Origin of the sequence: Aquimarina sp. AU474, assembly GCF_900312815.1 — a bacterium.
In the GTDB taxonomy this organism is placed as follows: domain Bacteria; phylum Bacteroidota; class Bacteroidia; order Flavobacteriales; family Flavobacteriaceae; genus Aquimarina.
Genome location: NZ_OMPE01000007.1, coordinates 135,191 through 160,392 on the forward strand (window position 1 = coordinate 135,191; position 25,202 = coordinate 160,392).

General features: G+C 35.0%; 16 protein-coding genes. 3 read left to right on the top strand and 13 right to left on the bottom strand.

All coding sequences use genetic code 11. From position 1 onward, the window contains the following. Nucleotides 1-29: 29 nt before the first annotated feature. The 6 genes from DK508_RS07280 to DK508_RS07305 all read right to left on the bottom strand — a co-directional run bounded on the left by DK508_RS07280 (nt 30) and on the right by DK508_RS07305 (nt 5,467). A complete protein-coding gene (locus tag DK508_RS07280; protein WP_109300092.1) occupies nt 30-515 on the bottom strand; it encodes an ABC transporter ATPase in 486 nt (161 codons plus the stop codon). Nucleotides 516-626: 111 nt separating this feature from the next. Then, nucleotides 627-1,418: a (Fe-S)-binding protein gene (locus tag DK508_RS07285; protein ID WP_109300093.1), complete on the bottom strand. Its 792-nt coding sequence runs from the start codon at nt 1,416-1,418 to the stop codon at nt 627-629. 52 nt (nt 1,419-1,470) lie between these two features. After that, the gene (locus DK508_RS07290; RefSeq protein ID WP_109300094.1) at nt 1,471-1,917 is read right to left on the bottom strand and encodes a phosphoheptose isomerase; all 447 of its coding nucleotides are present in this window, start codon (nt 1,915-1,917) and stop codon (nt 1,471-1,473) included. Nucleotides 1,918-1,972: 55 nt separating this feature from the next. Beyond that, nucleotides 1,973-3,298, bottom strand: a complete 1,326-nt coding sequence (locus DK508_RS07295) for a (Fe-S)-binding protein (protein WP_109300095.1) — start codon at nt 3,296-3,298, stop codon at nt 1,973-1,975. 7 nt (nt 3,299-3,305) lie between these two features. Continuing rightward, entirely contained in the window at nt 3,306-4,256 is a 951-nt protein-coding gene (locus tag DK508_RS07300) for an MlaD family protein (protein WP_109300096.1), read from the bottom strand. Between the two features lie 86 nt (nt 4,257-4,342). Further along, on the bottom strand, nt 4,343-5,467 hold the full coding sequence (locus DK508_RS07305; protein WP_109300097.1) for an N-acetylmuramoyl-L-alanine amidase: 1,125 nt from the start codon (nt 5,465-5,467) through the stop codon (nt 4,343-4,345). A gap of 202 nt (nt 5,468-5,669) precedes the next feature. Between DK508_RS07305 and DK508_RS07310 the strand changes: the two genes are divergently transcribed. Continuing rightward, the gene (locus tag DK508_RS07310) at nt 5,670-8,444 is read left to right on the top strand and encodes a putative LPS assembly protein LptD (RefSeq protein ID WP_109300098.1); all 2,775 of its coding nucleotides are present in this window, start codon (nt 5,670-5,672) and stop codon (nt 8,442-8,444) included. A gap of 80 nt (nt 8,445-8,524) precedes the next feature. Beyond that, nucleotides 8,525-8,905, top strand: coding sequence for a RidA family protein (locus tag DK508_RS07315; protein ID WP_109300099.1), 381 nt, complete (start codon nt 8,525-8,527; stop codon nt 8,903-8,905). Nucleotides 8,906-8,972: 67 nt separating this feature from the next. Here DK508_RS07315 and DK508_RS07320 read toward each other — a convergent pair whose 3' ends face one another. Then, the gene (locus tag DK508_RS07320; protein ID WP_109300100.1) at nt 8,973-11,159 is read right to left on the bottom strand and encodes an alkaline phosphatase D family protein; all 2,187 of its coding nucleotides are present in this window, start codon (nt 11,157-11,159) and stop codon (nt 8,973-8,975) included. 219 nt (nt 11,160-11,378) lie between these two features. On the opposite strand from DK508_RS07320, the gene DK508_RS07325 reads away from it, so the two are divergent. Beyond that, complete coding sequence (locus DK508_RS07325; protein WP_235016323.1) at nt 11,379-11,936, top strand: hypothetical protein; 558 nt, start codon at nt 11,379-11,381, stop codon at nt 11,934-11,936. A gap of 750 nt (nt 11,937-12,686) precedes the next feature. Here DK508_RS07325 and DK508_RS07330 read toward each other — a convergent pair. From DK508_RS07330 to DK508_RS07355, 6 genes are all read right to left on the bottom strand, one after another. Continuing rightward, nucleotides 12,687-13,397: a toxin-antitoxin system YwqK family antitoxin gene (locus tag DK508_RS07330; protein ID WP_109300101.1), complete on the bottom strand. Its 711-nt coding sequence runs from the start codon at nt 13,395-13,397 to the stop codon at nt 12,687-12,689. A gap of 512 nt (nt 13,398-13,909) precedes the next feature. After that, nucleotides 13,910-14,485 (bottom strand): transposase, encoded by a 576-nt coding sequence (locus DK508_RS07335; protein WP_109300102.1) that lies wholly within the window; start codon nt 14,483-14,485, stop codon nt 13,910-13,912. Between the two features lie 652 nt (nt 14,486-15,137). Beyond that, complete coding sequence (locus tag DK508_RS07340; protein WP_109300103.1) at nt 15,138-15,317, bottom strand: hypothetical protein; 180 nt, start codon at nt 15,315-15,317, stop codon at nt 15,138-15,140. 411 nt (nt 15,318-15,728) lie between these two features. After that, nucleotides 15,729-15,965, bottom strand: coding sequence for a hypothetical protein (locus DK508_RS07345; protein ID WP_109300104.1), 237 nt, complete (start codon nt 15,963-15,965; stop codon nt 15,729-15,731). A gap of 47 nt (nt 15,966-16,012) precedes the next feature. Then, a complete protein-coding gene (locus DK508_RS07350; protein WP_109300105.1) occupies nt 16,013-21,403 on the bottom strand; it encodes a DUF6443 domain-containing protein in 5,391 nt (1,796 codons plus the stop codon). A gap of 19 nt (nt 21,404-21,422) precedes the next feature. Then, nucleotides 21,423-25,031, bottom strand: a complete 3,609-nt coding sequence (locus DK508_RS07355; protein WP_160114594.1) for a hypothetical protein — start codon at nt 25,029-25,031, stop codon at nt 21,423-21,425. Between the last annotated feature and the right edge of the window lie 171 nt (nt 25,032-25,202).

Genomic DNA, 25,202 nt, shown 5'->3' on the forward strand with positions numbered 1-25,202 from the left:
ACTTATTAATTATTTGCCACACAAAAAATTTAATTTAAAAAACGGTTATGCCAACTATCCCTTGCCGGTACCTCCCAATTGGTACGATACTCTGCGATGTTGGTAACTAGGTTATTGAAAACGATAGTATTTGGAGATACTGATTTGTTTTTTGCCATTTTCTTAAAATCCGAAAGAGTTTTATAGGCTACAAACTCTCCTTGCTTAAAAGAAACATTCATTTTATCCATTAGATCCACATTATATGCTTGTTCTAATTCTTGAATAAAATGAACTGAAGCATCTATAGAACATCCAGATGCTGCATTTAGCCCTTGATCTAAACCAATGGTTATAAATCTTTTATACTTAATATCATAACCTGCCTTAAGATCTGCACCATGTGCTGTCCATTGGGTTACAAAATCATTTAACTTTTGTTTGATCTCTTCTAATTCATCCAAAGAAAATGAACGATTAGCCTGATAAATCCATACTCTTGATGTCTCGGGAAGGTCATTAAAATCTACCAACATTCGCTATTTTTTACTAAAGTAATAAAAACTATCTCTATATTCTGTTATAAAAAAGAGTTAATATGAACAAACATACTAACTCTAATAAAATTGTATTAAAACGAAGAAAAATTATAAATCTTGGGCATTGGCAATAAGTTCTGCCACATCCATTACTTCTATACTATCTTCTTTTTCTTTACTTTTTACACCATCAGTCATCATTGTATTACAAAAAGGACATCCTGCTGCAATGATATCTGGTTTGGTTTCTAGAGCATCCTCTGTTCTTTCGACATTTACATCTTTATTACCTGGCTCTGGTTCTTTAAACATTTGAGCACCTCCCGCTCCACAGCATAAACCATTACGCTTGCAACGTTTCATTTCTATTAATTCTACTTCTAGTTTTCTAAGTAAATCCCTAGGCGCTTCATATACATTATTTGCTCTACCTAAATAACAAGGATCATGAAAAGTAATTCGTTTTCCTTTAAACTTACCTCCTTCTACAGATAATCTTCCTTCGTCTAGAAGTGATTTAAGAAATTGAGTGTGATGCATTACCTCATAATCTCCTCCTAATGCTGGATATTCATTCTTTAAAGTATTAAAACAATGAGGACATGCAGTGACTACTTTTTTAATTTCATAGGCATTCATTACTTCAATATTAGTAACTGCTTGCATCTGAAACAAAAACTCATTACCAGATCTTTTTGCTGGATCGCCGGTACAACTCTCTTCTGTACCCAATACAGCAAAATCAACATTTGCATTATGTAATAATTTTACAAATGCCTTAGTAATTTTTTTAGCTCTATCATCAAAACTACCAGCGCAACCAACCCAAAATAAAACTTCAGGTTTTTTTCCTTCGGCCATATACTCTGCCATTGTTGGCACCTTTATTGTTTCGCTCATATGTAATACTTTATATTCTTTAATTTATAACTTAATAAGAAAATTCTCCTTATTAATCATGTTTTCCATCATCAAAAACCTCAATGGTTACTACTCTTTCTACCAATTCTGTAAATTTACCGGTATATCGAGTAGCTTTTACCAAGTGATTATCAATCCAATGATAATTTCCTCCTCTAGGTTTACCCATCAAAAGGCTATGATACTTAAAACCATGTTTCTTAAGCCAGTTCTCGGTTACATCTCTATGATCTTCTGTTCTTGATGTAAAAAAACAAATAATATGACCTTGATCAAACCATTTATTTAGTGTTATCAATGCATCTGGAAATGGTTCACAAGTAACCATTCTTTCTGGTTCTTCATTAGGAACATCATCGGTAATAGTACCATCAATATCAATAAGGTAATTTTTCATACCTTCTGGTAATACTGGACTTATATGTTCACCAGCTTCGACTTTGTCATGCAATAATTTTTCTACTTCTTCCTTCTTCATAACTTCTAATTTCTCTTTAATTTTAAGGGTTAATTGGTTAATTTTTGGTTACTAATTATTCGTTACTCCAATTCAATCGGTCCATCTGGTTAAATGGCCAAGGAGCTCCGTTATTTTCGATATTAGACATCATATTATTTAAATCTGATGGGGCAGCACTTTCTTCCATCACCAAGTATCTTCTCATATCAATAATAATTGACAGTGGACTAATACTTACTGGGCAAGCCTCTACACAGGCATTACAACTCGTACATGCCCATAATTCTTCGGGAGTGATATAATCGTTTAGTAATTGCTTTCCATCATCTACAAAACTTCCATTTTTGTCAATATTATCCCCCACCTCTTTCAAACGATCTCTAGTATCCATCATAATTTTACGAGGAGATAATTTTTTTCCTGTTTGATTTGCTGGGCATTCACTGGTACAACGCCCACACTCGGTACATGTATAAGAATTAAGCAATTGTGCCCAATTAAGATCTGTTACATCCGAGGCTCCAAACTTTTCAGGCTCTCCTTCTGGCTCATCCCCTGCTGGTGCGGCAAAAGGATCTGCGCTTGGATCCATCATCAATTTTACCTCATTAGTCACCGCTTCAAGATTATCTAACTCACCCTTAGGTTTCAAATCCCCGTAATAGGTATTTGGAAAAGCAAGCATAATATGTAAATGCTTCGAGAAGTATAAATAATTTAAGAAAATTAAGATTCCGATAATATGAAGCCACCAAGCTCCTCTTTCTAAAAAGATTAAGGTTCCTTCGGACATGCCGTTAAACAACGGTGCTATAAATTGACTCACAGGATATGATCCCGCTTTAACATAATGATCAGCTCCTAATTCTTGTAATTGTAAATCAGCTGCATTCATAACCAAAAACAAGGTCATCAATACCATTTCAAAATATAGAATTAGATTTCCATCATTTTTTGGCCATCCTTTCATTTCAGGATTCCAGAAACGTTTTAGTTTAATAACATTACGGCGAATCCAAAATAAAACCACTCCTACAAAAACGAGGAAAGCTAAAATTTCAAAAGATCCTATTAAAACGTCATATAATCCACCTAGAAAGGCAAAAATTCTATGCGTTCCAAAAATACCATCAATAATGATTTCTAGCACTTCGATATTTATAACGATAAAACCTATATAAACAACAATGTGTAAGATCCCAGCTACTGGTCGTCTAACCATCTTAGATTGCCCAAGAGCAATCATAGCCATATTCTTAAATCGTTCTGCTTTATTATCTGATCGATTAACATCTTTACCCAAACGAATGTTTCGGATTACTTTACGGATATTCTTAGTAAAATATCCAATTCCTGCCACCAGAATAATGATGAATAAGATGTTAGGTATGTACTGCATACTTGTATTAATTTATTGAGTCTGTTGGTTTTTGATATGGTTTATTCTTCTTGCCAAAAACAGATACATTAATATATCGTGTTGGATTTAATCTTAAATCCTGAAGAAGCAACTCTAATTCTTTACTTGTTTTTTCTAAGTTATCATACAACTTATCATCCTTAAGTAACTTTCCTGCGGTTCCTTTTCCTGAATTTAAGTCGTTTGATATCTTTTTAAAATTTGCAAGTACCACCTCTAATTCCTGACCAATCTTCTTAACATTGATTTTGGATAGAGAGTCTGAAACTTTATTAAGTTTTGTAGAGATTTCATCTGCATTGGTGAAAGCTCTATTTAGTTTTTCTTCATTATTTGCAAGTAAATTATTGAGCTTAATCGAAGTTCCTTTAAACTTATTTACACTAATACTTAAATCCCTAAAGATCGAATTTAAATTATTTTGATTATCTACATTAAGAATGCCATTAACCGATGTTAATAAGGTATCAGCATCTGTTATTGCTGCTTCTAATTTTTCCTGTAGTGGTGCCAGCTTATCATTAACCAACTCCAACAAACCTGCTTCTACTCGCCCTTGTAATGTATCTCCATCTTTTGCATCCAATCCTTGTTCATATTTTGGTATAATTGCCAAGGATTTACCTCCTATCAATCCTCCTCCATATACTTTGGCTTCACTATTTTTAGAAAACGTAAAATCATTATCTACGTTAAATTCTACGACTAGATTACCTTTATTATCAGCAAAATCAATAGATACTACTTGTCCAACAACCAAACCATTAATCGTAACGGGAGAAGATGGTATTAACCCTTCTACATTTTTATACACCGCAAAAAAGGTTCTATCATTTTCGAGAAGGTTTTGTCCCTTCAAAAAACTATATCCAAAAATCAAAAGTGCTATTGCACAAATTGCCAATATTCCTGTCTTGATCTCTCGAGTAAATTTCAAAATAACTTAGATTTTAGGACACAAATTTAGAATAAAAATACTTTTATGTCGGTTATTTTTTGATGAATTATCAGTATTTATTTAGATTAATTAGAAGAAGTGTTAGGTTTTAGAGCTTCTGTTAAAGAAATTCGAGCATTATTACGAAAAGCAACAACAAAACTAGAATTGAAGCCTTTTCCTAAGGCAATTTCCTGTAATTCTTTAATTAAGGTATAATTAGAAGTACTCCCAAAAAAATATTTATATAGCTCTCCATCTCTTGTTCTAGACAATTGGTCTAACCCATTAAAATTAAATGGAGCTAATTCTATATCTGTAGATCCAGCAGCAATTTGCACCTTAAAAGTAACGCCATCATACACCTTATCACCTTCCATCTCTGCCTTAACCTCGGTTACTTCGGGAGTTTTTGGTTTGGGTGCATAATAAATAGCATCCAAGCTTTCTTTATAATCAATAACTGAAGTAGAAATAGATTTAGCCATATCTGCCTGTCCTTTTTTAGAATTAAGATACTTACCTTCTCCATTGTTGGTAAGAAACCCTAATTCAATAAGCACACTAGGCATATAGGTTTGATGTAATACTACAAAACCTGCCTGTTTTACACCTCTACTCTTTCTGTCTAGTGATTTTTTAAATCGATTTTGCACAAAACTTGCCAAAGTAAGGCTTTGATCTAAATATTCTTCTTGCATTAATGTCAATCCGATAATAGATTCTGGCGAATTAGGATCAAACCCATCATAATTAGCTTCATAATTATCTTCTAACAGGATTACCGAGTTTTCATTTTTTGCCACATTAAAATTTTCATCATTTGCATGCAACCCTAATACAAAGGTTTCGGTTCCGTAAGCTTGAGATCGGTGAGAATTGCAATGTATAGAAACAAAAAGATCTGCATTTGCCTTATTTGCAATGTTTCCTCTTTCATGCAATTCTATAAACTCATCTGTTTTTCGGGTATAGACTACTTTAAATCTAGTATCTTTTTCTAATATAGCACCAACAGCTAATACTACATTAAGCGAAATTTCTTTTTCTTTATAGCCATTTCCTCTGTTTCCTGGATCATTACCACCATGACCCGCATCCAATACCACTACAAATTTATTGCTATCCTGCCCATACACAGAAGCTTGAAACATTGATAGTGTAATAACCAATAGGATTAAAAAACTAGTATATGTCGTTTTCTTTTTCATCAATTCTAAACAATTTTATCACTTACTTTGAAACATTCTCTTTATGTTGCCGTATTTAATATATATCGTAAAAAAATAAAGATTATGATTCATAAAAATAATTCTATATTCCATTCGTTTAAATGGCGTTATAGAGATATAGCTCACATAATTTTTTATTTTTTCACCATTTACAATCGAGGCATTAAAAATATATGTAATTTTGGCACTTCAAAAACTAAGCCATAGTTTTACAAAAATAGGATTTAAACCATTGCAAACAACGGTACGTCACATACTTTATTCACTAAGTTTTTCACTGTTTTGTATTTGTCAAATTACTGCACAGGAAACAAACAAGACTACAGAGGTTCCTATTCCTGCTGAAAAGGATACCCTATCGAATACACAAAAAAAAATAGAACTTACTCCAGAACAACTCCTTAATGAGCAAGCTCAGGACACGGTTAAACAAGATAGCATTGTTCCAGAACCTCAACTGTTAACAGATAAGGTAGACTATAAAGCTACAGATTATATGAGGTTAAGTCGAAGAGAAAACAAAATGTATCTCTACAATGAAGCCGAAATTATCTATGGAGATATGCAAATTAACGCAGGATTTATAGTTGTGGATAATGAAAAGAGTGAGGTATATGCATATGGTATTAAAGATTCTTTGGGCGAATACACTCAAACTCCCGTGTTTAAACAAGCACAAAATGTAGTAGAACCAGATTCTATTCGTTTTAATTTTGATACTGAAAAAGCATTAATCTATAACTCTAGAACCGAACAAAACGGTTTTAAAATTAAAAATGAAGTATCTAAACGTGAAAATGACTCGGTGATTTATATGAGTAATGTAAAATTTACTACTTCAGAAAATATAGAAGATCCCGAATATTATTTTTATGCTAGAAGAATCAAATTTGTACCAAAAAAGAAAATTGTTACTGGTTTAGTAAATATGTTCATTGCAGATGTACCTACACCTCTTGGGTTACCTTTTGGATATTTTCCGCTAACCGAAGACAGAACCTCTGGTTTTATCATCCCAAATCCTGGTGAAGAAAGAAATCGTGGTTATTTTCTACAAAATGGTGGGTACTATTTTGCTATAAGTGATTATGTAGATCTAACGCTTCTTGGAGATTACTATACCAATGGAAGTTATACTTTTGCGGTTGAATCTGCTTATGCAAAAAGATATCGATTTAGAGGAAATCTGCGTTTTAGGTATGAGAATAATTTACAAAGTGAAAGAGGGTTTCCTGATTTCTCCAAAACTACTACCTACAATATACAATGGACACATAGCCAAGATGCCAAGGCAAATCCAAATTCTCGTTTCTCGGCATCGGTTAACTTTGGTAGTAGTGACTTTTTTCAACAGTCTACCAACCAGTTAAATACAGGTAACTTTTTAAATAATCAGATCAGTTCTAATATATCCTACTCCAAAACATTTCAGGGAGATCCTCAAGTAAATGTAAACGTAGCCGCTACACACAACTCTAATACTAATACGGGTATTGTAAATATGTCTCTACCTAATGTTAATGCTAGTGTATCCAGAGTGTTCCCTTTTGCACCCAAAGTAGGAGTCAAAAAAGGAATTATACAAAATATAAATACACAATATAACTTTAGAGGCGAAAATAGGATTACCACTACCGATGATGATCTTTTCTCTGCCAGAATGTTTGAAAATGCATCATCAGGAATACAACATTCTATTCCGTTAAGCACTAATTTTAAAATATTTAAATACCTAAGTGCATCTGCAGGTACAAGCTATCAAGAAAATTGGGTGTTTGAAACCATAGAACAAGATTTTGTACGTGATGAAGATGGTAATGGTGAAGTAGTACGGGATACTATTGCTGGTTTTGATAGTTATCGTACCTATAATTTTTCTACAAGTTTAGGAACCACCATTTATGGGACGTTTAATTTTAAGAAAGGTAAAAAAATACAGGCCATTAGACATACTATGCGCCCCTCTATAAGTTATAATATTACCCCTGCTTTTGATCAATTTTATGACGAATATACAATAACCGATGATCCCACTACTGCCGAAGACGAAACCGAAGTGGTAGAATATTCTAGATTTGAAGGAGGCTTTTTTGGAGCACCAGGTAATGTTTTTTCTAGTAATATTGGTTTTTCTATAAGTAATAACTTAGAGATGAAAGTAAAAAGTAAGGATACCACAGCCACCGAAGCCAAAAAAATAATCCTGCTTAACAACCTTAACATCAGCACATCCTATAATATAGCCGGAGATTCATTAAAGTTAAGTCCACTATCTATTACTGGTAACATACCTATTATTCAAAATAAATTAGATATTAATTTTAATGCGCAATTAGATCCTTATGCACTAGATAATAACAATCGTAGGATCGACGTGTGGAATATTGATAATGGCGGAAGTTTATTTCGTCTTACCAGAGCAAGTGCCAATTTTGGATACTCTTTCTCTAGTAAAGATTTTGAAAAAGGAAAAGTAAATGAAGATCCTCTAGAAAATCAGAACTTCAGGAATGAGGGTCGACCAGATAATTTATTTGGTGGTGTTACCGATTTTGGTGAAGCCAGGTCGTATGTCGAGGACAAGAAAAAAGACAAAGATACCGAGCAAAAAAACTATAATTATAAGATGCCCTGGAACCTAAGGATATCCTATAATGTTAACTATAGTAATAATGCCCGGCAGAACGAAATATCATCGCACTCGGTCATGTTTTCTGGTGATGTAGAATTAGCACCACGATGGTCTGTAGGAGTATCATCGGGGTATGATTTTAGAAATCCTGGTTTTACATTTACCAACTTACGCTTTCAAAGAGATCTAGAGAGTTGGCGTATGAGTTTTAACTGGATTCCTTTTAGCGAACGTACCTCATGGAATTTCTTTATCGGTATCAAGTCGTCTGTACTTAGTGATATCAAGTGGGATAAACGACGTGAACCAGATAGGCAACTATAAATTTTAAACTCGAAGACGGGCAGTGAAACTTGGGAGTTTGAGGATTGAAAAAAATAAAATAATTATAAAAAATACTTCACATGAAAAAAATCATAACTACCGCTAATGCACCTGCTCCAATAGGGCCATATAACCAGGCAATTATGACAGGTAATACCTTATACACTTCTGGGCAAATTGCAATACACCCAAAAAGTGGAGAATTGGTATTAGATGATATTAAAACTGAAGCAGAGCAAGTAATGCAGAATCTTAAAGCTATTCTTGATGAAGTAGGAATGACTTTCGAAAATGTGATCAAGACGACTATTTTCTTAAACGACATGAATAATTTTGCTCAAGTAAATGAAGTATACGGTAGTTATTTTAATGAAGACACCGCTCCTGCAAGAGAAACAGTTGCTGTTGCCGCGCTACCAAAATTTGTAAACGTAGAGATTTCTGTAATTGCCGTAAAGTAATTATTATACCACATACATAAAAGCCAGAGTAGTGATACTCTGGCTTTTTTAGTACATTATTTACTTCTTATTTTATTATTATTTTTCTACTGGCTTTTACATTTTCAGAGGCTACAACTATAATATAATTTCCGTTTTTGATCCCACTTGGATCAAAAGATAAATTATAAATCCCCTTTTCTACTTTTTGATGCTGAAGTTCTTGGATAAATTTACCATTAAGATCATATAATGCGATTTTGATCGTACTTTCTTTATTCACCAGATAATGAATATTGCCTTCATTTTGCATCGGGTTAGGATAAGCTCCAATAATTACAAAATCATCCTTTGCTAGGGACTCTACAGGTTTTTTGGTAATCATACTTTCTTGATCTGTATTTCTTGCTATCGATCTTGCGGCATTTGATGCTTTCCTGATTTTACAATCGTTGGAGTTTACATACCAACCTCTTGATCGCCTCTCTCCTACTGTAGGTTTGGATAAATCTGCAATATCATACCAGTCTGCTTGTGCTCTATTTTGATTTACATCCAATACAAAATACCCATGATTATCAAGATCTACATCTTTGATATGCCTGTTTAATAATTTGATATAAAACTCACCAATACCCGAAGCTATGCTCCCTACAAAGTCAAGATTTTGAGAGGTTACACTCGGTACTACAAATTCACACATCTCACAATCTCTTTGATATCTTACCTCACCCGCAAAAGTGCTATGTATATCCCCTGTAAGCACCACTATATTATCAATACTATTATCTTTTATGTAGCCTAACAATCGATCTCTCTCCTCACTATATCCATCCCAAGCATCACCAGATGGCACTCCGTTCCATGGCATCATCATTACTTGATTACCAATTACTCTCCATTTGGCACTAGAGGATAACAATTGTTCTGTAAGCCAATCAAATTGCTCTGATCCAAGGATCGAAGTATAGGTAGCTTTATTTTCTTTTGTATTTTCTTGTTCTGAAAAAACAGTTCCTTTTTTTAGTAATGTCTCTAATTCTTTGGTAGATGCATTATTATTATCTACTGCTTTTTTTTGAATGATCGCCTCTGTAAATAGCGTAACTAATCTCTCAAATTCTAAGACAGACAAACCTGTTGATGTTTTTTCTGAAGTATCAGATACCTGAAGGAGCATCGGAAGAACAGTATATAGTATTTCCTTTACATCATTAGGGTTATTCAAATCTTTTTTTGCAATCACCTCTTGCGCATATTGCTTAAATTTTTCATTAGAGGCTGCAGCACTGATCAGGTTTTTTGAAGTTGACACCTGTGTTTCTCTACCTTCAATTCGAGTATCTAGCATAATCAAATCCAAAAGTTTACCATAAGAAATCTTACGATACAATCGATATTGCTCTATAGAGTTAGCTCGAACTGGCATCCACTCAAAATATGCTTTGTAGGCATTGTTTTTTCTGGTTTCCCAGCTCCCCTCTGTAGAAGGAGTATGGTTTTCGGCTCCAAATTTACTAGCATCATTCGCAAATTCATGATCATCCCATATATTAATAAAAGGATGCTGTTGGTGCACATTACGTAGCATTGGATCCAATCTGTAGTACGAATAACGCACGCGATAATCATCTAAAGTTATAATCTCATTTTCGGGTAAATGCCCTCTTCCGATATCATCGCTGTAACCGTATCCACCAGATTCGTATTCATAAATATAATCCCCCAAATGTATTACAGCATCAATATCATTGCGGTCTGCAATCTGATTATAAGCATTAAAATATCCGTTTTGGTAATTAGAACAAGACACTACTGCAAACCTTAGGTTATCTACCATTTCGTTTTGAGCTGGAGTGGTTCTGGTTTTACCAACTATAGATTGTGATCCTTCGGTTTCAAATTGATAATAATAAGTTGTAAAAGCATCAAGACCAGTAACATCTACCTTTACTGTATAATCCTTACTTTGGTTGGTTACCAATTGCCCCTGTTGTACTATCTGTGTCATCTCTGGGTTAGTAGCCACTTGCCAGTTTACAGTTGCTGTAGCATTATTTGTGGTTATTCGTGTCCAGATAATCACTGCATTCTCTAGAGGATCTCCAGAAGCTACACCATGATAAAATGGTGCTAAACTGGCATTAAAATAGGCGTCGATAGATTTGTTACTAGTCGATCTTTCGATTTTTGTAAGTTGCGTTTTTGGTTGTTGTGCGTAGAAACATTGTGCGATCAAAAACGCCATAATGAATAGTGGTAATCGTGTTTTCATGTTAGGTTTTAATTAAGGTTAGTGTTCGATGAATTTTTCGCGAAAATATGTGAACACCTCAACAAAAAATATAGGAGTGTTTCTATTTAATAGAAGTTTAAATTGCCTAACAATCTCTTTTGATAACCATCGGTTAAATTAACCATTAGGTTACGTGATATTAAAACTGAATACTTATATTAACTTTGTAGGTAAGAGCATTGTTAATTTAGTTTTACTATGAGCATACATCAACTCACGTCTTCTGACCCTCTAACCAGAGATATGATAGCCAAAGGAATACAGGATTGGCAAGCCTTATTGACATATGTGCAACAGATTCCTTATGGTAGAAATGCTAGTAGAACAGATGTATCCTTAGTCATCTCTGAGCATCAAGGCACCTGCAGTTCTAAACATGCTCTTTTAAAAACAATTGCAGATCATAATATGATTGCTGTAGATTTAGTCATGGGGATGTACAAAATGAACCAGAAAAACACTCCTAAAATTGGAACCATACTTACAGAACATCATCTAGAGTATATCCCAGAAGCCCATTGTTATGTGCGAAAAGGATCGCTTACTATTGATGTAACCTCGCCGCAATCTGATTTTGATCGTATCAAAAACGATATCTTATTAGAGCAAATCATTACTCCCGATCAAGTTGGGAGGTATAAAATTGATTTTCATAAAAACTATATCAAAGAATGGATTAAAAAAGAAGAACTTGATTTTTCTTTTGATGCTATCTGGGCTATCAGAGAATCGTGTATCAAAAACTTATCGACATAAAGATGGCACTACTAATCGATCACAAAATTGCAACTGCAATAAAATCAATATCTTACCGTTACTATATCACAAACCTACTAGCTTGATATGGTGTCTAAAATTCCACTGGATCGATCTTTTTGCTACCTGAGGAGATCGATTTTTCGTATCTACTCGTTACCCTCATCAAGTTTTATCTTCTAATAATGCTCCAATCTTCAATACAATTTCCTATTTACATTCACTATTATAGCCACATATGGTAAAGTTTTGATTTTTGTATCAATACTTTTATTTCATATTAATTTAAGTGACATCAGTTTAATCTTCTTTTCATTTTCTTTGCTCGCTCAAAGAAAACGAAACAAAAGAAAAGGCACTTTTCTCAAGGTATTTTTCAGTTATACTGAAAACCAGATTTGTTCTGCTAAAATCTTTCCAAGGTTTCAAGATTTTTTAACACAAAACAAATCTTATACTGGTGAGAAAAGAATTCAAAGCGCTGCCTTGTAATATCAACATAACCGCGAAGTAAGGTTCTAAGGTAATCTTTAACCAGCACAAGTTTTATTAAAACAATATTAAACTAATAACCTGAATTCGACGTAAGAAAATTACGTCAATTCGAATGATCCGAAGAAGGGGGATTATATCGAGAATAGTAATTTTCCTTCAAAAAACTATTCTCGATACAGTTTTCCTTCATTTCATTCTGAAAAACCACTCGAATTGACGCTTTTTTTAAATATTATTACTTATATCGAACTTTGGCTAATTAATTTCTGTAGAAATCACTACTCCGTTTTCATCAAAATACTCCCAGGTGCCTGCTTTTTTATCCAGGTCATACCTTCCCTGTTCTGCGATATTTCCGTTTTCATGATATTTTTGATATTTGCCATGCCATAATCCCGATTGGCAGGTGTATATTTCTTTGGTAAGTCCGTTTTCGTTATATTCTTTCCACTCGCCATCTACCTTACCATTATGATAATATCCCGAAACCGAAACTGCGCCATCAACATAATATTCTTTATGATCACCATGTAATGCACCATTTTGTATTGCAGTTTTCATTTTTACATTGCCATTAGCAAAAAAATAAATTCGTTCATCAATGGCCACGTTATCTCTATATTTTTCTTCACTATGCACCTCGCCACCCTCGTGGTAGGTTTGCCAAACTCCTTGTTTAAGATCTTCGATATAAAATCCTTTTCCTACTAATGCTCCCGTGCGCAGATCGTATGATTTTTGCTCACCCATTTTTACTCCATTTATATAGGGTATAGAATCTACTTGTATGGCTTGATCATCATAATAGGCCCATACTCCTACTTTTTCGGTTCCTTTAACCAATCCAATACCTTTTACATTACCATTGGTATGATATTCTATCTTTTGCTCAGGTTTTGAGGTTGTACAACTTACCAGAACTAATACAGCAACCGCTACGAACATACGTTTTATATATCCTATCATCTTAATTTGATTGTTTGGTGTGGCCCAAAATACAAAATGTGAACTCCCTTATATTGTTTTTGCTGTATTTATTTACCCTTAACATACTATACCTGCTTATAATTTATCATAGTTATATCGATATTTCCATTTATCGAAAGAAAACATGCATTTCGTCTAAAGGGATTTGAGTTTAAACTAAGGACCCCTGTTTACCATCCTGATTAGACCTACTTTTATACCATAGTTATTACAAAAACAGTATAGCTTGTATGAAACATCAAATAAGTAACCGGGAGTTGCCTCTAGAAAGAAACATATAACAGATACTTAAATAATATTGATCCCCAGATCCCACATCGTCAACATGCAAAAAAAGCTATGCCTTAACCAGCATAGTTTTTGTTTTTTATATCAATATCACGACTAGTCATACTAGACGCGTATTACAAATCAGCGCTATCGTATTCGAGCGATTGGGCAAGTATTTTCGAGCCATCTAAGATCGCCGCTAGTTTGCAACTTGTGCCTTATCACATCTGTTTAGGTAATCCTAATAAAACCCCATCACTATCAATTTGTAGTACAGTATGATCATCCTGATAGTTTCTGGCACTACTATATTTCCAATCTACAGTATTTGTTACAAAACCAGATACTACAGGATTGTTGTGAATATAATCAATCTTTTGTTCTATGACTTTATCAGTCCATAATTCTATGGGCTTATTGTGATGTTGCCAAAATTGATAGGTACTTACATTTCCTTTTGCTTTACCGGCCTTTTCAAACATCCATAACAACCATTCTTTTCTACTTTCTTGTGGGTTATCTCGTATGGCTTGCACTACTTTTTTTGCAGTATGTTTTTTGAAATCTCCTATCAAGCCAGAAGGATCAGCATTACTAGAACGAAAAACCAAATGAACATGACTTGCCATAAAACAATAGGCATAGAGCTCCATCCCTTTCTCTTTTCTACAGTAATCAATACTACTAGCCAAATGCAATAAATATTTTTCTCTTATGAAAACATCTATCCAATAGACCGTAGCAAAGCTTACAAAGTATAAACCTGATTTGTTATGAAACTTATATTTTCTGCTCATACAAATCCAAAATACAACAAGCCAGTTTCAAAAAATGAAACTGGCTTGTTGCTTTGTATCTTACTCTTTCCCGGCACTAGTCACAGACTAGCGCTAGCGGGGGTTATTTTTTAGTAAAATACCAGATTTTGTAATATCTCTTCTAACAATTTTAGACCTTTTATATCTTACGTTATCTATAAAACACCTTCTGTTGGGCCATATTGACCTTCTATTGAGCCATGTTGACCCAAATTTAGACACTGAAAGTCTAATTTTGAGTGTTCCATGTCTAATTTTGAGTGCTCAAAGTCTAATTTTGAGTGTTCAGAGTCTAATTTTGAGTCTCTTTGCTTTAATTATGGGTATTCAAGGTCTAATTTTTCGTCTTTTTGGCCCAAAACTTCTTTAAAAAGATCCAACAGGAGGTGTTTGTAGGTATTTGTAGCTGTCTTCTAATTTTCAGGTTTTATTTCTCTACCTTCCTTACCTCCTCCAACAATCTAATCTACTATTCTTGGGTATCCCCCTGCTGCCGCTAGTTTGCAACTAGTGTGCCACACAACCCAATGCCTATACTATAAAAAAACAGCCATAAGTTACAAAACTTATAGCTGTCTTATATATTTACTTACTCATACCGGCACTCGTCTCAAACGAGCGCTAGCGGGGTTTAGCATCTTCCATCATAACGATCGTTGTATTTAACTTTAATGACACCATCTTCATTCCAAACAACTTTTTTACAACCTCCGTTACCATCTGGGAGATAGGAAACAGATCTTCCTCCTTTAATAGATTCTAAATCAACTCTATTTAAAGTAACACCTAAACTTGAAATTTTTTTTAACATAATACAATATTTATTAAGATTAATTATTTTAAACTATCGCCCTGTTCCCTAAACATCAAAAATGTTACCCATAGAACTGAAAAAATATTTTTTTACTCAAAATTTTGAGTAGATAGAAACTTTTAAATTACAGGTCATTCAATCGCCATTAAGGCTCCCCTGCTGCCGCTAGTTTGCAACTAGTGTGCCACACAACCCAATGCCTAGACTATAAAAAAACAGCCATAAGTTACTAAACCTATAGCTGTCTTGTATATTTACTTACTCATACCGTCACTCGTCTCAGACGAGCGCTAGCGGGGGGTTCTTAGTATTTATTTCTTACTCTTGTGGAAGTCCAAGTTGAAAACTCGAACTAGCACATACTATAACCCAGCAGGGGCGCTAGCGGGAGGGATAGTTTACTTAATATTAATTGACTATTAAAAAGTAATAGTACATGAATAAACCAACAGGTATAATCATCATTAATGCATAAATAATATTACTTCTAAATAACCGCATTCTATATTTTAACACAGTTGTTAGAATAATCTGAAGAATGACCATTCCTATGGGAACATGCAATTCATAGCCTTTTATCCCTGATCCAGAACCAAATATTCCAAATTCAATAAAAGAGCCTAATATTTGCAAAGCATAGTACATTGCTATACTTATTATTAAATAGCCAAAATATTTTAATATTTCCATTTTTATTCCTTTACAGTTATTTTAATTCCGTATTCTTTCATTTTGCTAACGAAACCATCAATTAATTTACTATTATCTCCTTTACTTTCTTTAAATGCTTGCATAAAAGATTTTAAGTCATTTTTAAAAGATTTTATTCTATGAGATTCTCCAAATTTACCCTTCTCAGCGTTACTTTTAAACGCCGCCTTAAGTCCTCCCATATCATTACCAGACAACATATCGTAATCTCTATCAATTGAATAAGCATCTACTCCTTCAGGAGAATCAATAGAATCTGATTGATGAGGAGCTAAATTTAAGACAAAGTCAATTACATTATTTGGATCTTCAAACAATTCTGAATTTTCTTTAATGTATCTTAACAGCCTACTTGTATATCCAGCTCCAAATGCCCCCCCTCTACTATGAGTATATATCTGAATTTTTTCAGTAATTTTTCCAGTTTCCGGATCTCGCTCCAATTTTGCAATAATATTATCGATATCTTTCCCCGCTGCAGAATACCCTCCTTGATATCTGCTGCCGGCTGTTACTGCATATTTCTCACCTTTTCTAGCACCTCTAGCATATGCATGAAAACTTGATTTATACCCTCTATCACCATCAACATAATGGAATTGTCCCCCCGGATTAGCTATACCAGATCCTTTAATGGTATTTATAATTTCAGAAGTCCAATATGATTCATTTCCTCTTTCTAAATCGGATCCAACTCTACCATTAATTAAAATTGGCAGCTCACCATCTAGATCTAAATATACAATTGGACTATTTAAAGCATAAACATATGGAGAAGAAGATTCCAAAACATCTGTGGCAGGATCAAAATTCATCCATCTACCAAGCTCTGGATTATAGTTACGTGCAGTAATATCGATCCAACCCAGGCCTATCTCATCTTGCTCTTCTTTATTCGTAAATCCATACGCATGATTCCTACCTCTAAGAATACTATTATACCCCCTATGAGTGAGTCCAAAAGGATAATAATTCTTCTCTTGTACGATTGTTAACTCTTCATTTTGCAACACCACATTATCAATATAAAAGTGTGTAACCACCCCATCATCTTGAGTCGTATAACTCTTCTCGACTTTAACCCTAAGCGTAACCGCTTCTGGATCTAGATCAGAAACTATTTTTTTAAACCCTGTTTGATTGGTATACTCACCGTATCTGGTTATATAGCTCCCATCTGCTCGAAATTGCCATATCGTAATCGATACTAAATGAGTCGTGCCCATATCTACATCCATACTCACAGAGGCTCTTGATGTACCTGCAGGGATATCATACTTATATATATGAGCACCTTTCCATTTCTGAGGAGCTGATATTTTAAGCCTTCCATTTTCATTAATTATCTGATCTGCGCCTGCATTTGTCCAACCTTGTAAACCGCTATCAAAATTATTATCAATATAAACAATACGGTTATCCCTATACGATAATCTAATATTATCTAAATGATCTTTGTATTGATACACATACTTATACCCATCTGCTTCTTTTTCTACAATCCCTTCTGGGTGGTTAAAGAACTCCAAAGTACCATTCTTATATACATAGTTTCCAGCATACTCTGTGTTTATTAAAGAACTTCCTTCTGTAACGATCTTTTTCAATTTCGCTCCAGTGGCGTCGTAAATATATGAAATAGTTCCTGTTCCTTGGCTATTACTTATAGAAACTGTTGCAGGTAGATTTAAATGGTTATAGGTAATGTCTGTAATGCCTTTGTTACGATCCAGGATCATGTTCCCGTTTACGTCGTACTCAAAGTCGTCATTGGTATTGGTACCGTCTTTAAAACCGTAATTATCGTTACCGGTATCTGTAACTTGTAATAATTTATTACCACTATCATAGGCATAGGATAAGATATCCATATCCCCAAAAGTAGTTGCACCCGTATTGGTATGCCCTTTTCTGTTTAAGGATAAGATATTGCCCATTTTATCATAGGATACATTACTTAGGTTATATTTATTATCATTACTAATACCCGTTTTGATTCTGTTTAAAGCATCATAAGTATAACTATAATTTCTTGTAATATTATCATTAGCTGTTTGCCAAGATATTTTTGAGATATTACCATTGTATAATGGATTTGAACCCGTATTGTAATCAATGGCGAAGCTAAACAAGTCACTACCGATAGCACCTACATCATTGATCCCTTGTAACCAACCACGTATGTTATAGCTATAGTCTACAGTTTGTAACCCTTCGACAGTGCTCTGGGTGACAATCCCTCCTACTTTCTTGCTAGTGAGTTGGCCTAATGCATCATAATGATTATTGGCAATTAATTCCTCATCTTGATTACCTATCTTTTGAGTTTGCTTAGTTACTCTACCTGTATGATCGTATGTAAATTTGTCGATGGTAACAATAGCTGCATTACTATCCTTTGTATGGGTAGTTTTGGTTTGTTGTACTCTACCTGCAAAGTCTAACTCACTTTCAATAATATCTGTAGTATTTAGATATTCATTTTTTATGGCTATATAAATTGGTCTTCCTTTTTGGTCATAAAATGTACCTGTTGTAATCCAATTATTTGTTCCCAGAACTCTTACTTTACTACCTGTGGATAAACTTTTTGCATTTACATCTACATTTTGACCTAATACAATAGGAGGTGCACTAATCCCTGGGCGATCAAAAACATAATCATCGTAGTAATTAATGGTATGGATCTCTGCAATCCCTTGTGGGATGGCATCATTAGAATAATATATCGTAGTACCCGCTATGGTAGCAGCGCTACTTTGTTTGGTTTCGTATTGTTTGTATACTGTGGTATTATCTGCCGATCCTTGCATAGCCACTCTACCACTAGTATTTGTAACCATACCAGTATAAGTTACTCTACCTATAGCATCGTATTTGGTAAACAACCATTTGCCTTGTGCCTTTAGGTTCGCATCTTGGGTCATTACTGGCTGATCTAATTTATTATATATGATATACTCCCATCCTTTGCCCGGGATTTTTTTCTCGATCAATCGGTTTCTATAATCATATCGGTATTGATAACAGAGTTCGACAAGTTCGGTATTAGAAACACCATCTGCAGTTGTCACTTTTGGTGGTAATACATAGGTAAGATTACCATAATCATCGTATACATAATAGGTGTCGTGCGGTATACTCTCATTAAAAGTTCTTTTTAAAAGTACTCTACCTTGTTTGTCTTTATATTCTCTAGTGGTATGGTTATCCCCATCGGCAGTCGTCCAGTTTTCATCTTTGGTAATAGTTACTTGCAACTCATTGGCAGCATAATAACCGTCTTGTTCTAAACTTGGCTCCTCAGTATTATTTGCATCTGCAAAGGTTACATCAAAACGTACTACCTCATTAGTCGTGTTATGTCTCCAATCAAATTTAATCGTATGATCTGCATCACTAGTAGGATTCGCTTTCCAAGCCGTACCCGGTGCGCCTTGTTCTAGTACTCGATTTAATGGGGAGTCTTCATAAATACTTTCTGAATATGCATTTACCTGTGCCGGATTGGTAATCCCAGGAAAATCATTGGCATAGGTATTTAAATAATAGCTATTGATATCATTGTTGATATCTACTGCCGTATATGCTCCCGTATTAGCTTTGGCAAAAGGTAAGTACTGTTTGGTTTGTCTACCCAGCTCATCATACTCGATATGAGTGATGATGTCTTGCTCTGTAGGTGATGCCTTAACCGCAATTTGCTGTTTTGGCCTACCTAATCCATCTACATAAGTTACCGTTTCACTTACATCCTTATTATACTTGATCTCACTAGGCGAGGTCATTTCTTCGAGGTATGTTCGGCTATAGACGTAGTTCTCATTCTCTGATAACGTAAGAGTATATGGTTCATTTGCACAACCTCTTATCTCTCCATATTCATCTGGGCATTGATCTGTATTATCTAACACATACCCTGATGGTTGTGCACATGCCGTTATAACCGTATTGGGATCTCCTAATCCATCAGTATCACCATCTGCATACCATTGGGTATTGGGGTGGATATTGATATTACCATCATTACAATCATCACCATTTAAAACGTAGGTATACTCATCATCTGGAGCTGTACTACGATAAAACTTTACACTGGGATTACCAAAGGTATCTTTATCTACATCTCTATAAAAGTTCTTTGGAGCTATATCAGTGATAAATTCATTACCATCATCATGATCACTACCATTTAGCACATAGGTATACTCATCATCTGGAGCTGCACTACGATAAAATTTAATACTAGGGCTCCCAAAAGTATCTCTATCTCCATCTCTGTAATAAAACTTTGGTGCAATATTGGTGATAAACTCATCACTATCATCGCGATCACTACCGTTTAATACATACGTATACCCATCACTTGGAGCTACACTATGATAAAACTTCACATTAGGATTACCAAAGGTATCCCTATCTCCATCTCTGTAAAAATTCTTGGGGGCGATATTGGTGATAAATTCATTACCATCATTGATATCATCATTATTGATTACATATCCTAAAGGTCTATCACATTGCGTCTTTTTTATGGCTGCATTACCTCTACCATCACCATCACCATCTTTATACCATTTTGTATTGGGGTGAATATTGATATTACGATCATCGCAATCATTATTATTAGTTACATAACCGATGGGTTGTGCACTATAATATAGCCGATCTGCTGCTGCAGGTGAGCCGAATGTATCCTTGTCATAATCTCTATAAAAATAGCGTGGTGGGATGTTAGTGATATGAACATTACCATCATTGATATCATCATTATTACTTACATAGCCTGAAGGCTTCGTACAACTTTTGGTAGTTGAGTTTATGTTTCCTCTACCATCTTTGTCATAATCCCGATACCAAACTGTATTAGGGTGGATATATTTATTATTATCATTACAATCTCTATTGTCGGTAACATAACCGCTAGGGCGAACACTACGATATACCTTAACACCAGGATTACCAAAGCCATCTTTATCCACATCTCTATAAAAATTACGAGGTGCAATATGAGTGATATGAACATTGTTATCATCTCTATCATCTTTGTATAATACATATCCCGAAGGCTTAGTACATTGGATTTTTACAGGACTGGTTCGTCCTCTACCATCACCATCATGATCATAATACCATCTGGTGGTTGGATTGATAGCTGCACTACCATCGTTACAATCAGTTTTATTGGCTACATAACGACTCTGTGGACTTGTAACATATGACGAATTGGGATTACCATATCCATCACCATCACCATCGTAGTAATATTTGGTAGTACCCCCACCCCCATCACTGGGGCCATCGGTTAATTGTGCTTGTGCGGTGTATCCTACTAACAGTAGGAATACAATCATATATATATTGTTTTTCATGTGTTCTTACTTTTTGGAATTAGTTTTTGTAGTGATACTTGTTTTCTGAAACCAGCTTGCCCTGCGCATCACGCACATACTGCAAGCGATTATAGGTATCATACTCATAATACACGGTATACCCCCTAGGATCTGTCATACTGGTCACTCCAATCATAGGATCGTAGGTATAGGTTGTAATCATTACATCGCCAGGCAGTACCGTTCTTAGATTGTTAAGTGCCGTACGTAATACTCCTTCACTACCAGCATCTCCCATTGTATGATCTACATCCTGATTAGATTTGGATTCGATATTGTTTACATAACTCGATACCGCGCTATAGGTAGTGTTTTCTAATTTGGCCACTGGATATTGATGATTATACCCCCAGATATAAGTAATAGGCGTACCATCGGCCTTGGCTACCTGTCTTGGGTTACCAAAACTATCATAAGAGGTATAGGTTACCCTTTTTTCTAAATCATTTAATCCGTTCGAGCTTTGTACCTCTTCAGGAAGCACTAGGTTATTACCCCAGATTTTGTGCTTGGTATAGACCTTGGATAGCACTTTTTCGGGATCATTCCCCTCTTTTTTTGAAGTAATCACTTCGATTGGCGTTGCAATACGATGTTGATCGATCAACTTTTGTTCTGCGGCAGATCTATTGGCTACCGCTATATCTTGAGGATAGATCGTTTGCGTTTTGATCAGTCTACCCTTACTATCGGTAGTTTCGGTTCGGGTTTGTTGCAAGTGCTGCGCATTATCATAGAAAAAATCCTGAGTAGTAGTGATAGGATTTTCTCCATTACGATCGTATTGCTTAGAAATACGCTTACTCATTGTATGCCATTGCCTTTTTAAGCTGTACTGCCCAATGGCAAAAAGGCTATTTTGGAAACTAAAATGTTCATTTTCTACAAACGAAAAACCTTCTTTCATTACAGTTTCTTGTCGTACCACATAGATATCTGCATTTTTATCTAAAGCCGCTTGCTTGGTGTAGACATTTTTGGTTTCTGATACTTTTTGAAATTGATTTCCGTTTTTCACATAAGTAGTAGCTCCTTTATTTCTTCCGAAACCAAAGAAATTGCTATTGCGAATACCTGAGATATGATTTCCTTGAAAAGTTAAAGAGGGTTCAATGGCAAAATTACCTTCAAACTCGTGATGTACGGCTCCCCCTTTAAAGTCGTTACCCAATTCTTCGACCACATTACTATATCCGATATGATATCCCTGAGCATATAACGAAAATAATGTATTTGCAGTAATGGTCGTATATCCACATTCGTTGATATTCGTACAAACTATCGAACCATCAGGGCCACCGTTAAATCCGGTTCCGTTACCAGTGTTATTATTAGAATCATTTGAATCATTCGAGTTGTTGTTCGAATTGTTCGAATCGTTAGAACCATTAGAATCTCCTGAACCACTTGAACCGCTTGAACCTCCCGAACTACCATTAGAATCTCCTCCTGAGTTTGTGTTGTCTCCTTGGCTATTTGGGTCATCACCAGTATTACCACCTGTACCACCATTATTATTACCTACAGTACCCGAAGAGTTTGACATACAAAACAACACTTTAGAGTCGATCACAGTAGGTCGCATATTTCGGTTAAAAACACTTCCTGTATCGCATCCCAAACAATCCATAGTACCGTAATGATACTTTTTGGTTTCTATTTTCCCACTTCCGTTTATGGTATTTACTTGTTGGATACGCATTCCACCTACCGGAATATTCTCTTGAGTGATCACCATAGGCGCATCATAATAGCGCAATGTAACGCCAGATATCGAATATCCCGGATCTAACTGAATTGTAAATCGATAGGAATGTCCTTTCACTAACTTTACATACATCGATTTGGAAAAATTCTGATTATACACCCCATAAGGAGTCATAAAAGGATTCTGACCATGAATATCAGAATCACCATAGATAGATTGTACCGTGCCTGTTGTAAGATCAACCACCTCTACTAAGGCAATATTAAAATCAGTAGTATTAAAAGTACCATCTGATGCTGCAAAAAAATCATCTAGATTTGCTTTAAAAGATAAAAAACCTTTATGATCAAAATCAACTGTAGAAATATCAAAACTGTTGGTTAACAATCCGTTTTGAGATACATCTGCAACTCTTGTTGCTATTGGAGGATAACTTTTTACCTCGCCATAATATGCATTACCCTCGTACGTAAATTCGTTACTCCCTCTTAGTGGATATGTAATCCCTTTTACCAATCCTTTATGAGCAAAAGATGGGTTTGGTGAGCGATCTGCCGCTTTAAAAGAACTCAAAGCATTTCGTAACAAATAATTACCCGAAATGGCATCAATAGTTTTTTGATCGATCAGGTTTTCGTTTAAACTTTTCCCGTTATAATACCCCCAATGGTCCTGCGCATATGAGAATCGCGAAGGTAAACTTTCGGGATCTGTATACGTAAAGGTATGAGGGGATAAGCTGTTCCCATCTTTAGAGACTTCGGTTACTGATGATAAGAAATAACGTTTGCTATAATACCCTTCAGAAATGATGTCTCCATTTAAAGGACCATTACTACCCGTAATTAAATAGTCAAGATCAAAATGCTTGGTCTCCTGAGCACGATAATCCTGTATCATAACACGATCCAATTGCTTAAATCCAGTTGGCATCTGTGTTTTTTGAGAATAGGTAAACGTGATCTTTCCTGCCGCGCCAGAATTGATTTCGGTAAGGTAACTGAAGTTTCCGGTGGCAAAAGTTACATATGCTTTTTCATTAGATTGAAAATCACAAAATCGAGGAGCTACACCATAATTGGTAATATTATTTTCTTTACTAATACTCTGCGAAAGACCGTTTGTATAACTCACATTGCCCTGGGTATAAGAAAACGTAATCTCATCTCCAGATGGATGAGTCATTTTGGTAAGGTACCAGGCAGAAGCTACATCTTCAGGGTTTTCGGAACTATCGGCTTGATTGCTGGCTCGATATCTAAATTTTTCTATGGCATTGGTTCCTCCAAAATAGTATGCCACCCCTGTTGGATCTACAATTTTAAAGTGAGTTTCTTGGTTAACTTGTAGCAATTGAACTTTTAAAGGGCTAGGTTCTAAAAAAATAACACCTCTACTATACATAAAGGTACTATTATCATCTAAGTAAAACTTACCACTATATCCATTAAAACTAAATGAAAAAATATCTGGCTGCGTATCTACGGCATTATTGCCCGATCCTGTAGCCGCCGTAACGTATTGAAATTGATCCACACTGGCATCAAGGTTAACCTGATTTGCGGGTATATATTGATTTTCGTCTTTTTGCCCAAATACTGTGCGGGTAATAACACCACCTGCAGAAAGATTCCATCCCAATCCTACCGAAGATGAATATTCGTTTACTCGTATCCCATTAGAGCTGTAATTAATACTAACGGGTAATTGTAAAGCTCCTGATTTAAATTGATAAATCGGAATACCCAATTGTGGTGTCCCTGTAAAAAGACCAACAGGTACTTGGCCGTATTTCCCAATCGATGAAGCCTCCGGTGATTGTGGCAACAAATTTTGCAATGACTGCCCCATGGAAATGGTAAACACCATTACCAACATAAAGAACATCTGTTTTTTCATAAAGTGATTCCTTGAATTTTTGACATTTTTTTTATTTTCCCGCGCCAAAACTACAGCTATTTGTATCGTGAATCAATAGGGTCATTAGGGGAAAAATACCCTTTAGCTTAAAAAAAAATTCCACCACAGACCCTAACATGTTGATTCACAAACTAAACACAAATAATTGTA